Source organism: Ralstonia sp. TCR112 (assembly GCF_007997035.1).
In the GTDB taxonomy this organism is placed as follows: domain Bacteria; phylum Pseudomonadota; class Gammaproteobacteria; order Burkholderiales; family Burkholderiaceae; genus Ralstonia; species Ralstonia edaphi.
The window spans coordinates 1-12,136 of the sequence record NZ_VOSS01000126.1 but is presented as its reverse complement, the minus strand read 5'-3'; the positions used below and the strand labels follow the sequence as shown (position 1 = coordinate 12,136).

At 62.2% G+C, this 12,136-nt stretch carries 13 protein-coding genes; all 13 read left to right on the top strand.

Annotated elements, in window-relative coordinates; all coding sequences use genetic code 11:
• Nucleotides 1-235 precede the first annotated feature (235 nt).
• Nucleotides 236-1,012 (top strand): GntR family transcriptional regulator, encoded by a 777-nt coding sequence (locus tag FUT88_RS23555; RefSeq protein WP_410003869.1) that lies wholly within the window; start codon nucleotides 236-238, stop codon nucleotides 1,010-1,012.
• A gap of 269 nt (nucleotides 1,013-1,281) precedes the next feature.
• On the top strand, nucleotides 1,282-1,692 hold the full coding sequence (gene sdhC / locus FUT88_RS23550) for a succinate dehydrogenase, cytochrome b556 subunit (RefSeq protein ID WP_027681081.1): 411 nt from the start codon (nucleotides 1,282-1,284) through the stop codon (nucleotides 1,690-1,692).
• A 10-nt stretch (nucleotides 1,693-1,702) separates the two neighbouring features.
• The gene (gene sdhD, locus FUT88_RS23545; protein WP_012762259.1) at nucleotides 1,703-2,068 is read left to right on the top strand and encodes a succinate dehydrogenase, hydrophobic membrane anchor protein; all 366 of its coding nucleotides are present in this window, start codon (nucleotides 1,703-1,705) and stop codon (nucleotides 2,066-2,068) included.
• Between the two features lie 3 nt (nucleotides 2,069-2,071).
• On the top strand, nucleotides 2,072-3,850 hold the full coding sequence (gene sdhA, locus FUT88_RS23540; RefSeq protein ID WP_147214246.1) for a succinate dehydrogenase flavoprotein subunit: 1,779 nt from the start codon (nucleotides 2,072-2,074) through the stop codon (nucleotides 3,848-3,850).
• 22 nt (nucleotides 3,851-3,872) lie between these two features.
• On the top strand, nucleotides 3,873-4,574 hold the full coding sequence (locus tag FUT88_RS23535) for a succinate dehydrogenase iron-sulfur subunit (RefSeq protein ID WP_009241007.1): 702 nt from the start codon (nucleotides 3,873-3,875) through the stop codon (nucleotides 4,572-4,574).
• 71 nt (nucleotides 4,575-4,645) lie between these two features.
• A complete protein-coding gene (locus FUT88_RS23530; RefSeq protein WP_009241006.1) occupies nucleotides 4,646-4,933 on the top strand; it encodes a succinate dehydrogenase assembly factor 2 in 288 nt (95 codons plus the stop codon).
• A gap of 122 nt (nucleotides 4,934-5,055) precedes the next feature.
• Complete coding sequence (gene gltA / locus FUT88_RS23525) at nucleotides 5,056-6,357, top strand: citrate synthase (RefSeq protein ID WP_004634431.1); 1,302 nt, start codon at nucleotides 5,056-5,058, stop codon at nucleotides 6,355-6,357.
• 227 nt (nucleotides 6,358-6,584) lie between these two features.
• On the top strand, nucleotides 6,585-7,994 hold the full coding sequence (gene leuC, locus FUT88_RS23520) for a 3-isopropylmalate dehydratase large subunit (protein WP_027681083.1): 1,410 nt from the start codon (nucleotides 6,585-6,587) through the stop codon (nucleotides 7,992-7,994).
• Nucleotides 7,995-8,017: 23 nt separating this feature from the next.
• The gene (leuD, locus tag FUT88_RS23515) at nucleotides 8,018-8,668 is read left to right on the top strand and encodes a 3-isopropylmalate dehydratase small subunit (RefSeq protein ID WP_027681084.1); all 651 of its coding nucleotides are present in this window, start codon (nucleotides 8,018-8,020) and stop codon (nucleotides 8,666-8,668) included.
• Between the two features lie 28 nt (nucleotides 8,669-8,696).
• A complete protein-coding gene (gene leuB, locus FUT88_RS23510; RefSeq protein WP_147214245.1) occupies nucleotides 8,697-9,767 on the top strand; it encodes a 3-isopropylmalate dehydrogenase in 1,071 nt (356 codons plus the stop codon).
• An 80-nt stretch (nucleotides 9,768-9,847) separates the two neighbouring features.
• The gene (locus tag FUT88_RS26320; protein ID WP_155954077.1) at nucleotides 9,848-10,024 is read left to right on the top strand and encodes a hypothetical protein; all 177 of its coding nucleotides are present in this window, start codon (nucleotides 9,848-9,850) and stop codon (nucleotides 10,022-10,024) included.
• An 82-nt stretch (nucleotides 10,025-10,106) separates the two neighbouring features.
• Nucleotides 10,107-11,210, top strand: a complete 1,104-nt coding sequence (gene asd / locus FUT88_RS23505; RefSeq protein ID WP_147214244.1) for an aspartate-semialdehyde dehydrogenase — start codon at nucleotides 10,107-10,109, stop codon at nucleotides 11,208-11,210.
• A gap of 388 nt (nucleotides 11,211-11,598) precedes the next feature.
• Nucleotides 11,599-12,136 (top strand): FimV family protein (locus FUT88_RS23500; protein ID WP_410003898.1); only part of this gene is annotated, 538 nt, incomplete at its 3' end.

Sequence of the window (12,136 nt, the reverse complement as noted above, 5' to 3'; positions counted from 1 at the left end):
GCGTCCGCATGACGATGTGGAAACACACGTGCGATTGACCTTGGCGTCGTCGTGGCGTGTGTGTGGGCCGTCGCCCGGAACAGGCGCGAGTGTAGGTCGGGCCTCGCCGGAAAGTCAATGAATCTTCTGTCTTATATAAGACATAAGACATTCTATAAACGGGCTGGACGCCTTTGTCGCTTTTGTGGTGAAATCGGCGGTTATGTCGAGCACACCAAGCCCTCTATCCGCTGCGATGCCGCCTTCAAGCGGCGAAGGCGGCGCATCGCCCGCTTCTGCGGGCGGCGCGGGCGGCTCTCCCACGTTCAGTCCGCTGTATCAGCAGATCAAGACGCTGATCCTGCAAAGCTTGCAGGCGGGCGAGTGGAAGCCCGGCGAGATGATTCCCAGCGAAATGGAATTGGCCGCCCGCTACAAGGTCAGCCAGGGGACCGTGCGCAAGGCGATCGACGAATTGGCAGCCGAAAACCTCGTCGCGCGGCGCCAGGGCAAGGGCACCTTCGTGACCACGCATTACGAAGAAGGCGTGCAATTCCGCTTCTTACGTCTGATGCCGGAGCAGGGCGAGCAGCATTACCCGAGCAGCCGCGTACTGGAGTGCAAGCGCATGCGGGCGCCGGCCGAGATCGCCAGGCTGCTCGAACTGAAGGCCGGCGACAGCGTCGTGCAGATCCGCCGCATCCTGTTCTTTTCGGGCGAGCCGACGGTGCTGGAGGAGATCTGGCTGCCGGGGGCGAGCTTCAAGGGCCTCACGGCCGAAAAGCTGACGGAGTGGAAGGGGCCGATGTACGCGTTCTTCGAGGCGGAGTTCGGCGTGCGCATGTTGCGTGCCACGGAGCGCATCCGCGCTGTGGCAGCGGACGCCGCCACGGCCGAGTTGCTGTCAGTGGCGGTTGCCTCGCCGCTGCTCTCGGTGGAGCGCGTCTCGCACACGTTCGGCGACAAGCCGGTGGAAATACGCCGTGGCCTGTACGTCACGACGCGGCATTACTACCAGAACGAGCTGAGTTGACGGTGCGTCCTCAGGCGCGATTCGTGCGGCTGAGCCAACTCAATGGCGTTTCACCTTGTGCGTCGCGCAACACCGCATTGCGCGTCATGAGGCAAGGTAAAGAGGACAATCTGCCCCCGTATCACGCCGCTGGCAGGCGAGGGCACGAAGCACAAAAGTGGAGCGCGTCGCATGGAATTATTGGTGCGCTGCGCAACAAAAGCGCGCTAGAATCTCGCGGATTTGTGCAAAGCTGTTTTGTTTGTTGATTAGCCAATTGGGGTCTGACCATGGCAGAAGCCATCAAGAAAGCCAGGCCGGTCTACAGGAACATCGGTTTGGGCGATATCGCCCGCTACCGCTTGCCCTGGGCCGGTAAGGTGTCCATCCTGCACCGTGCCAGCGGTGCGCTGATGTTCCTTCTTCTTCCGTTCGTGCTGTACTTGTTCGAGCAAAGTCTCACGTCGGAAATCAGTTTCGCCAAATTCTCGGCGCTTCTGTCCAACGGCTTCGCCAAGGTTGTCGTCCTCGCGCTCATCTGGGCTTATCTGCACCATTTCTGCGCAGGCATCCGTTACCTGATCCTCGATCTGCATATCGGCATCGACAAGACCTCGGCTTCCAAGTCGGCTGTGAGCGTCCTCATCGTCAGCCTGCTGCTGACGGTCGTGTTCGGCGCCAAGCTGTTCGGCCTGTTCTGAGGAGTCCCTGATGGCAAATAACAATATCGGTCCCAAGCGCCTCGTTGTCGGCGCGCACTACGGCCTGAAGGACTTCCTCGCGCAGCGCGTCACCGCCGTGATCATGGCGGTCTACACGATCGTGTTGCTGGCTGCATTCCTGCTCTCGAAAGACACGTCGTACCAAAGCTGGGCCGGCCTGTTCTCGAACCAGTGGATGAAGATGCTGACGTTCCTGGCGTTCGTGTCGCTCACGTATCACGCCTGGATCGGTGTCCGCGATATCTGGATGGACTACGTGAAGCCCGTGGCAGTGCGTTTGACGCTGCAAGTGTTGACGATTCTGTGGCTCGTCGGTTGTGCGGGCTACGCAGCTCAGATTCTCTGGAGGGTTTAAGACATGGTCGCAGTCAAGACTGGGCTGCCGCGCCGCAAATTCGACGTCGTGATCGTCGGTGCGGGCGGTTCGGGCATGCGCGCATCGCTGCAGCTGGCAGAAGCCGGCCTCTCCGTGGCCGTGCTATCCAAGGTTTTTCCCACCCGCTCGCACACCGTCGCGGCGCAGGGGGGTATCGGTGCTTCGCTGGGCAACATGAGCGAAGACAACTGGCACTATCACTTCTACGACACCGTCAAGGGTTCCGACTGGCTCGGCGACCAGGACGCGATCGAATTCATGTGCCGCCAGGCGCCGAACGTGGTCTATGAACTGGAACACTTCGGCATGCCGTTCGACCGCAACGCCGACGGCACCATCTACCAGCGTCCGTTTGGCGGTCACACGTCGAACTATGGCGAGAAGCCGGTGCAGCGTGCCTGCGCCGCGGCCGACCGTACCGGCCACGCACTGCTGCACACGCTGTATCAGCGTAACGTGCGGGCCAAGACCCACTTCTTCGTCGAATGGATGGCGCTGGATCTGATCCGCGATCAGGACGGCGACGTTCTGGGCGTGACGGCGCTCGAAATGGAAACCGGCGAGGTCTACATCCTCGAAGCCAAGACGACGCTGTTCGCCACGGGCGGTGCAGGCCGGATTTACGCAGCTTCCACCAACGCCTTCATCAACACCGGTGACGGCCTGGGCATGGCAGCGCGCGCAGGCGTCCCGCTGGAAGACATGGAGTTCTGGCAGTTCCACCCGACCGGCGTGGCCGGCGCGGGGGTGCTGATCACGGAAGGCGTGCGCGGCGAAGGCGGCATCCTGCGTAACAAGGATGGCGAGCGCTTCATGGAGCGCTATGCCCCGACGCTGAAGGATCTGGCGCCGCGTGACTTCGTGTCGCGCTCGATGGACCAGGAAATCAAGGAAGGCCGCGGCTGCGGCCCGAACGGCGACTACGTGCTGCTCGACCTGACCCACGTCGGCGCCGAGACCATCATGAAGCGTCTGCCGTCGATTCGCGAGATTGGCCTGAAGTTCGCCAACGTCGACGCCATCAAGGAACCGATTCCGGTGGTGCCGACCATCCACTACCAGATGGGTGGCATCCCGACGAACTATCACGGCCAGGTCGTGGTGCCGAAAAACGGCAACCCGAACGAGGTCATCAACGGCTTCTACGCGATCGGCGAATGCTCGTGCGTGTCGGTGCACGGCGCCAACCGCCTGGGCACGAACTCGCTGCTCGACCTGGTGGTGTTCGGCCGTTCGGCGGGCAACCACATCATTGCGCAGAACCTGAAGAACCGCGAGCACAAGCCGCTGCCGGCCGATGCTGCAGACCGCGCGCTGTCGCGCCTCGCCAAGCTCGATTCGTCCAGCTCGGGTGAATACGCGCAGGACGTCGCCAACGACATCCGCCGCAACATGCAGTCGCACGCTGGCGTGTTCCGTACGCAGAAGCTGATGGATGAAGGCGTCGAGCGCATCATGGAAGTGGCCGAGCGCGCTGGCAACATCCACCTGAAGGACAAGTCCAAGGTGTTCAACACCGCGCGCGTCGAAGCGCTGGAAGTGGCCAACCTGGTGGAAGTGGCAAAGGCGACGATGGTGTCGGCCGCCGCCCGCAAGGAATCGCGTGGTGCCCATGCCCACAGCGACTTCCCGAACCGCGACGACGAAAACTGGATGAAGCACTCGCTGTGGTACAGCGAAGGCAACCGCCTCGACTACAAGCCCGTGCAGTTGAAGCCGCTGTCGGTGGAATCGGTGCCGCCCAAGGCGCGTACGTTCTAACGGATAAGAAGGGCCCACAAAAATGAAGCGTATTTTTGAAGTCTATCGCTACGATCCGGACAAGGACGCAGCACCCCGCATGCAGACCTACGAGGTCGAACTCGACGGTCACGAGCGCATGCTGCTCGACGCGCTGGTCAAGCTGAAGAAGCTGGACGAGTCGATCGCGTTCCGTCGTTCGTGCCGTGAAGGCGTGTGCGGCTCCGACGCCATGAACATCAACGGCAAGAATGGTCTGGCCTGCCTGACCAACATGCGTGAGCTGCCCGAGAAGATCGTGCTGCGTCCGCTGCCGGGGCTGCCCGTGGTGCGCGACCTCATCGTCGACATGACGCAGTTCTTCAACCAGTACCACTCGATCAAGCCGTACCTGATCAACGACGAGCCGCCGCCGGAGAAGGAGCGTCTGCAGTCGCCGGAAGAGCGTGAAGAGCTTGACGGCCTGTACGAGTGCATTCTGTGCGCAAGCTGTTCGACGTCGTGCCCGTCGTTCTGGTGGAACCCGGACAAGTTCGTCGGCCCGGCCGGTCTGCTGCAGGCGTATCGTTTCATCGCTGACAGCCGCGACCAGGCCACCAGCGAGCGTCTGGACAATCTGGAAGATCCGTACCGCCTGTTCCGCTGCCACACCATCATGAATTGCGTCGATGTGTGCCCGAAGGGTCTGAACCCGACCAAGGCCATCGGCAAGATCAAGGAATTGATGGTGCGTCGCGCGGTGTAAGGCGCGAGTCAGGGCACTTTGGCATTGTGTGTCGCCGGAGCGGTTTCTCCGGCGACGCATTTTTAGGAAGTATGGTTGCTGTGAACACTCCGACGTTCTCCCATCAGTCCGATCCGCACAAGCGTGCCCGTTTGCGCTGGCGTGCCCGACGCGGCCTGCTTGAGAACGACATCATCGTCGAGCGCTTCTTCAACCGCTACGAGACGGAACTGTCGGACGACGACGTTGCCGCACTCTCGCAGTTGTTCGAGTTGCCCGACAACGACCTGATGGATCTCCTGCTTGCACGCAAGGAGCCGGAGGGCGAACTCGACGTGCCCCACATTCAGCACGTCCTGACCTTGCTGCGCTCGGTCTAAGCCGGCGCGCGAGAGGTTGCCGCAAGACGAATCGGTCCAGCCGCCCCCGGCCGGCGCCCCTTGATCCGTCTGGCGGGAGTCTCCCGACTTCATTTTTATAAACAGCAGAGAAGGAAACCGACATGACGCCGTCCGAAGTGAAAGCCACCCTATCGTTTTCCGATGGCTCGCCCAGCGTCGAGCTGCCGATCTACAAGGGCACGGTTGGCCCGGACGTGATCGACATTCGCAAGCTGTACGGTCAGACGGGCAAGTTCACGTACGACCCCGGCTTCATGTCGACCGCGTCGTGCAATTCCAAGATCACCTACATCGATGGTGACAAGGGTGAGCTGCTGTACCGCGGCTACGCCATCGACGATCTGGCCAGCAAGTGCGATTTCATGGAAATCTGCTACCTGCTGCTGAAGGGCGAGCTGCCCAACGCCAAGCAGAAGGAAGAGTTCAACCATGTGGTGACGAATCACACCATGGTCCACGAGCAGATGCAGTTCTTCCTGCGCGGTTTCCGTCGTGACGCCCATCCGATGGCCGTGCTGACGGGCCTGGTCGGTGCCATGAGCGCGTTCTATCCGGACGCTGCCAACATCAATGACCCGCGCGAGCGTGAAATCTCGCAGATTCGCCTGATCGCCAAGCTGCCGACGCTGGTGGCCATGGCATACAAGTACAACATCGGCCAGCCTCTCATTTATCCGCAGAACAACCTGTCGTACACGGGTAACTTCATGCGCATGATGTTTGCCACGCCGTGTGAAGACTACAAGGTGAACCCGGTGCTGGAGAAGGCACTGGACCGCATCTTCATCCTGCACGCAGACCACGAGCAGAACGCCTCCACGTCGACGGTGCGTCTGGCGGGCTCGTCGGGCACCAACCCGATCGCTGCCATCGCTGCCGGTATCGCCTGCCTCTGGGGCCCGGCGCACGGCGGCGCGAACGAAGCTGCGCTGAACATGCTGGAAGAAATCGGTACCGTAGACAAGGTGCCCGAGTTCATCAAGCAGGTGAAGGACAAGAACAGCGGCGTGCGCCTGATGGGCTTCGGCCACCGCGTGTACAAGAACTATGACCCGCGCGCCAAGCTGATGCGCGAAACCTGCCACGAAGTGCTGAACGAGCTGGGCCTGCATAACGACCCGCTGTTCAAGCTGGCGATGGAGCTGGAAAAGATCGCCCTGGAAGACGAATACTTCGTCAGCCGCAAGCTGTACCCGAACGTCGACTTCTACTCGGGCATCGTGCAACGCGCGCTGGGCATCCCGACCTCGATGTTCACCTGTATCTTCGCGCTGGCCCGCTCGGTGGGCTGGATTTCGCAATGGGAAGAGATGATCACCGATCCGGAATACAAGATCGGCCGTCCGCGCCAGCTGTTCAACGGCGCCGCTACCCGCGAAGTGCCGTCGATCGACAAGCGTTAAGCCAAGGCTGTTCGCCTTGCAGAAACCCCGCCCGGGAAACCGGCGGGGTTTTTTGTTGGGCGCCGCTTGAGGGCCGGGAAAGGGCCTTCGCGAAATGGCGAAACCCCCTTTCGCCAGTCACGTCCGGTGCCCAATGCACCGGGTGGCATAATCGATCACTCCCCACGAAACAGCTCGCGCAGCGGCCCTGAATTTCCAAGATGGGCACGTTGTGTACGGATCGCATCATGGCCAAGACGCTCTACGACAAACTTTGGGACGATCACGTCGTTCATACCGAAGAAGACGGCACGACCGTCCTCTACATTGATCGTCAACTGCTGCACGAAGTGACGAGCCCGCAGGCGTTCGAGGGCCTGAAGATGGCCGAGCGTCCTGTGTGGCGCATCAGCGCCAACCTGGCCGTGTCGGATCACAACGTGCCGACCACCGACCGCTCGCACGGCATTGCCGACCCGGTTTCCAAGCTGCAGGTCGACACGCTCGATGCCAACTGCGACAGCTACGGCATCACGCAATTCAAGATGAACGACAAGCGTCAGGGCATCGTGCACGTGATCGGGCCGGAGCAGGGCGCGACGCTGCCGGGCATGACCGTGGTCTGCGGCGATTCGCACACCAGCACGCACGGCGCATTTGGCGCGCTCGCGCACGGCATCGGCACGTCGGAAGTGGAGCATGTGTTGGCCACGCAAACGCTGCTCGCCAAGAAGAGCAAGAACATGCTCGTGAAGGTGGAGGGCACGCTGCCGCGTGGCTGCACGGCCAAGGACATCGTGCTCGCCATCATCGGCAAGATCGGTACGGCCGGCGGCACGGGCTACGCCATGGAGTTCGGCGGCTCTGCCATTCGCGCGCTGTCGATGGAAGGCCGCATGACGGTGTGCAACATGGCGATCGAGGCAGGCGCCCGCGCCGGCATGGTCGCCGTGGACGATGTCACGCTGGAGTACGTCAAGGGCCGCCCGTTCGCGCCGCAAGGCGTGGAATGGGAGCAGGCCGTCGCCTACTGGCGCACGCTGCACTCCGACGAGGGGGCGCACTTCGATCAGGTGGTCGAGCTGCGCGCGGAAGAGATTCGCCCGCAGGTGAGCTGGGGCACGTCGCCGGAAATGGTGGTCAGCATTGAAGACCGCGTGCCGGATCCCGACAAAGAGAAAGACCCGAACAAGCGCAATGCCATGGAGCGCGCGCTCGAATACATGGGCCTGCAGCCGAACGTTGCCATCAGCGATATCAACATCGACAAGGTCTTCATCGGCTCGTGCACCAACAGCCGGATCGAAGACATGCGCGCCGCAGCGTGGGTCGTGCAGAAGCTGGGCAAACGCATTGCGTCGAACGTGAAGCTGGCGATGGTCGTGCCGGGCTCGGGCCTCGTGAAGGAGCAGGCCGAGCGCGAAGGGCTCGACAAGATTTTCAAGGCGGCAGGTTTCGAGTGGCGCGAGCCGGGCTGCTCGATGTGTCTCGCCATGAACGCGGACCGCCTCGAGCCGGGCGAGCGCTGCGCGTCCACGTCCAACCGCAACTTCGAAGGCCGTCAGGGCGCGGGTGGCCGCACCCATCTGGTCAGCCCGGCGATGGCTGCCGCAGCCGCGCTGGAAGGCCACTTCGTCGACGTGCGCAAGCTCGCTTGAGCGGCAGGATAGAGAGAGCAATCATGGAACAATTCACCATCCACACCGGCCTCGTGGCCCCGCTCGACCGCGAGAACGTCGACACCGACGCGATCATTCCGAAGCAGTTCCTCAAGTCGATCAAGCGCACCGGCTTCGGCCCGAACCTGTTCGACGAGTGGCGCTACAAGGACGTGGGCGAGCCTGGCCAGGACAACAGCAAGCGACCGCTGAATCCGGACTTCGTGCTGAACCAGCCGCGTTACAAGGGCGCCTCGGTGTTGCTGGCGCGCAAGAACTTCGGCTGCGGCAGCTCGCGTGAGCACGCACCGTGGGCGCTGCAGCAGTACGGCTTCCGCGCCATCATCGCGCCGAGCTTTGCCGACATCTTCTTCAACAACTGCTTCAAGAACGGCCTGCTGCCGATCGTGCTGACGGAGTCGCAAGTCGACCATCTGTTCAACGAGACGCAAGCCTTTACGGGCTACCAGCTGACCGTCGACCTGGACAAGCAGGTCGTCGTCACGCCGGGCGGTACGGCCTATCCGTTCGACATCACGGCGTTCCGCAAATACTGCCTGCTCAACGGCTTCGACGACATCGGCCTGACCTTGCGCTACGCCGACCAGATCAAGGCTTACGAAGCGCAGCGCCTGGCCAAGATGCCGTGGCTCGCCCACAAGCTCGTCGGCTGAGCGGATACAGAACAACAAGGACAACCACATGACCAAGATTGCAGTGTTGCCGGGTGACGGCATTGGCAAGGAAATCGTCGCCGAGGCCGTGAAGGTGCTCAAGGTGCTGGGCGAGCCGTTCGAGATGGAATTCGCCCCGGTGGGCGGCGCGGGCTACGAGGCCAAGGGTCATCCCCTGCCGGAAGACACGCTCAAGCTCGCCAAGGAAGCCGACGCGATCCTGTTCGGCGCCGTGGGCGACTGGAAGTACGACACGCTGGCGCGCGAACTGCGCCCGGAGCAGGCCATTCTGGGCCTGCGCAAGCACCTGCAGCTGTTCGCCAATTTCCGCCCGGCTATCTGCTACCCCGAGTTGACCGGCGCGTCGAGCCTCAAACCGGAAATCGTCGCCGGTCTGGACATCCTGATCGTGCGTGAGCTGAACGGCGACATTTACTTCGGTCAACCGCGCGGTGTGCGTGCGGCACCCGATGGCCTGTTCGCTGGCGCTCGCGAAGGTTTCGACACCATGCGCTACGCCGAGCCGGAAATCCGCCGCATTGCGCACGTCGCCTTCCAGGCTGCCGCCAAGCGCGGCAAGAAGCTGTGCAGCGTCGACAAGGCCAACGTGCTCGAGACGTTCCAGTTCTGGAAGGACATCGTCACCGACGTGCACAAGGAGTATCCGGAAGTCGAGCTGTCGCACATGTACGTCGACAACGCGGCCATGCAGCTCGTGAAGGCGCCGAAGAACTTCGACGTGATCGTCACCGGCAACATGTTCGGCGACATTCTGTCGGACGAGGCGGCCATGTTGACCGGCTCGATCGGCATGCTGCCGTCGGCGTCGCTCGACGCGAACAACAAAGGCTTGTATGAGCCGTCGCACGGCTCCGCGCCCGACATCGCGGGCAAGGGCATTGCCAACCCGCTCGCGACGATCCTGTCCGCCGCGATGATGCTGCGCTACTCGCTGAACAAGGCCGAGCAGGCCGATCGCATCGAAAATGCCGTCAAGAAGGTGCTCGCCCAGGGCTATCGCACGGGTGACATCCTGACGCCGGGTTGCAAGCAGGTCGGTACGGTGGAGATGGGCGACGCGGTGGTCGCTGCCCTGTAAACGAAACGTGCGTTGCGGTGCCGTCACATCCGGCGCCGCAATCGTCGTTTTTTCGGTGGACACATGTTGCAGGGCATTGTGTGGCCGCCAAATCGTGTATATTTTTGCAGATGATCTCGATCGCGCTCCCCGTCCTCGTACTGGGCATTCTGGGCACCCTGGCTATCGCCGCCAAGGGCACCGCCGCGCGCGCTCGCATGACGCCTGTCGAGATTCGCACGACCACCAAAATCATTACCAAAAAAACGATCTCGTAGATCGTCCGTCGTGCCCGTTCGCCTTCCCCGCGCGGTCACGCCGGGCGACCGAGGCGGGGAAAATCACTAGAGGTTCACAATCATGAAGGTAGGTCTCGTCGGTTGGCGCGGCATGGTCGGCAGCGTGCTGATGCAGCGCATGCAGGAAGAAAAGGATTTCGACCTGATCGACACCGTGTTTTTCAGCACCAGCAACGCTGGCGGCAAGGCACCCGCATTCGCCAAGACGGATGCGCCTCTGGCCGACGCCAACGACATCGAAGCACTGAAGGCCTGCGACACGATCATCACGTGCCAGGGCGGTGACTACACGACCGAAGTCTTCCCGAAGCTGCGCGCTGCAGGCTGGAACGGCTACTGGATCGACGCCGCCTCGACGCTGCGCATGGAAGACGACGCCGTGATCGTGCTGGACCCCGTCAACCTGTCGCTCATCAAGAATGCGGTGGCGGCTGGCACAAAGAACTTCATCGGCGGCAACTGCACCAACTCCATCTTGCTGATGGGCGTGGGCGGCCTGTTCCGCGAAGATCTGGTCGAATGGGTCAGCTCGATGACCTACCAGGCGGCTTCGGGCGGTGGTGCGAACCACATGCGCGAACTGCTCAAGGGCATGGGCGTGATCCACGGCGCCGTGGCCGATGAGCTGGCCAATCCGGCTTCCGCCATCCTGGACATCGACCGCAAGGTTGCCAAGACGATCCGCGAAGACGTGCCGACGGAGTTTTTCCCGGCGCCGCTGGCCGGTGGCCTGATCCCGTGGATCGACAAGCAGCTCGACAACGGCCAGTCGAAGGAAGAGTGGAAGGGCCAAGCCGAGGTCAACAAGATCCTGGGCACGGCGCAGACGATTCCGGTCGATGGCCTGTGCGTGCGGATCGGCGCAATGCGCTGCCACAGCCTGGGGCTGACGCTCAAGCTCAAGCGCGACCTGCCGCTCGAAGAGATCGAACAGATCATCCGCTCGGGCAATCCTTGGGTGAAGTGGGTTCCGAACGATCGCAGCATCACCGAGAAGGAGCTGACGCCGGCTTCCATTACCGGTGGCCTGCAAATCGGCGTCGGCCGCGTGCGCAAGCTGAACATGGGGCCGGAGTATGTCAGCGCCTTCGTGATCGGTGATCAGCTCCTGTGGGGCGCTGCCGAGCCGCTGCGCCGTACGCTCCGTATCCTGCTGGGCAAGTGATTCAGGCTTTGCTTTCGTTATCGGGCCGTGCATCTGAGGCCGTCGTTGCGGCCTGACAACAGAAAGTGTGCTTTTTCAACCAACGCCGCGCGGCCTGCGCGGCGTTGTGCCATCTGGATGCCCACGGCTTGTAACGTTGGTACACAATAGCGGCCGGAACGCCGTCCGCCCATTCGTGGGGTGGACGGAGCACGGGGAAGGGTTAGCGCCACATGAAGCACGCGCATTCCGGGGGGTACGTCGGGTGCTTCAGAATCTCGCCAATTGTGTCGTTTTCATAAAAAATTGACGGCGGTTCTTATCCAGCATTTCACGTTTTGGGTGAACTTGCTGCGCTAACTCGTTGATGTTAAGTTCGTTTGCACATTAAAAGATAACGGAGTCGAAGGTGAGGGTGAGCCAATACCGCCGGAGAGAATCGTCCCATCGCAGTCCTCGCTGGTCGGCCGTCGCGTTTGCTGCGGCGAGCCTGCTGCTGATTCAGCCCGCTGCGCAAGCGGCCGGTTTCGGCGCGCTGCATGTGCGTTCCAGCCTCGGCCAGCCGCTGCAGGCCGAAATCGATCTGACCGGCGTGACGCCCGAAGAGGCGCAAAACCTGGTCGCCAAGCTGGCTGCACCGGATGCCTATTCGCGTGCCGGGCTGACCTATAACCCGATCGTCTCCTCGCTGCGTGCCTCGTTGGAACGCCAGTCGAACGGCAATTACGTGGTGCGCCTGCGCTCGACGCAGCCCGTCGCAGAGCCGTTCGTCGATGTTCTGGTTGACCTGAACTGGGCGAGCGGCCACGTTTCGCGCGCCTATACGTTCCTGCTGGACCCGGTCGGCTCCAGCAATACCGCACAGAATTTCGCGCCGACGCCGGTTGTGCAGGCCACGACGCCTGGCGCGGCAGAACCGGCACCGTCTGCTTCGACTGCTCAACCGC

Bases quoted from the DNA above. Each gene is read 5' to 3' on its own strand.
- asd (WP_147214244.1), top strand. From the start codon at position 10,107: ATGAAGGTAGGTCTCGTCGGTTGGCGCGGCATGGTCGGCAGCGTGCTG.
- leuB (WP_147214245.1), top strand. From the start codon at position 8,697: ATGACCAAGATTGCAGTGTTGCCGGGTGACGGCATTGGCAAGGAAATC.
- sdhA (WP_147214246.1), top strand. From the start codon at position 2,072: ATGGTCGCAGTCAAGACTGGGCTGCCGCGCCGCAAATTCGACGTCGTG.
- gltA (WP_004634431.1), top strand. From the start codon at position 5,056: ATGACGCCGTCCGAAGTGAAAGCCACCCTATCGTTTTCCGATGGCTCG.
- leuC (WP_027681083.1), top strand. From the start codon at position 6,585: ATGGCCAAGACGCTCTACGACAAACTTTGGGACGATCACGTCGTTCAT.
- sdhC (WP_027681081.1), top strand. From the start codon at position 1,282: ATGGCAGAAGCCATCAAGAAAGCCAGGCCGGTCTACAGGAACATCGGT.
- FUT88_RS23555 (WP_410003869.1), top strand. From the start codon at position 236: ATGCCGCCTTCAAGCGGCGAAGGCGGCGCATCGCCCGCTTCTGCGGGC.
- sdhD (WP_012762259.1), top strand. From the start codon at position 1,703: ATGGCAAATAACAATATCGGTCCCAAGCGCCTCGTTGTCGGCGCGCAC.
- FUT88_RS23530 (WP_009241006.1), top strand. From the start codon at position 4,646: ATGGTTGCTGTGAACACTCCGACGTTCTCCCATCAGTCCGATCCGCAC.
- FUT88_RS23535 (WP_009241007.1), top strand. From the start codon at position 3,873: ATGAAGCGTATTTTTGAAGTCTATCGCTACGATCCGGACAAGGACGCA.
- leuD (WP_027681084.1), top strand. From the start codon at position 8,018: ATGGAACAATTCACCATCCACACCGGCCTCGTGGCCCCGCTCGACCGC.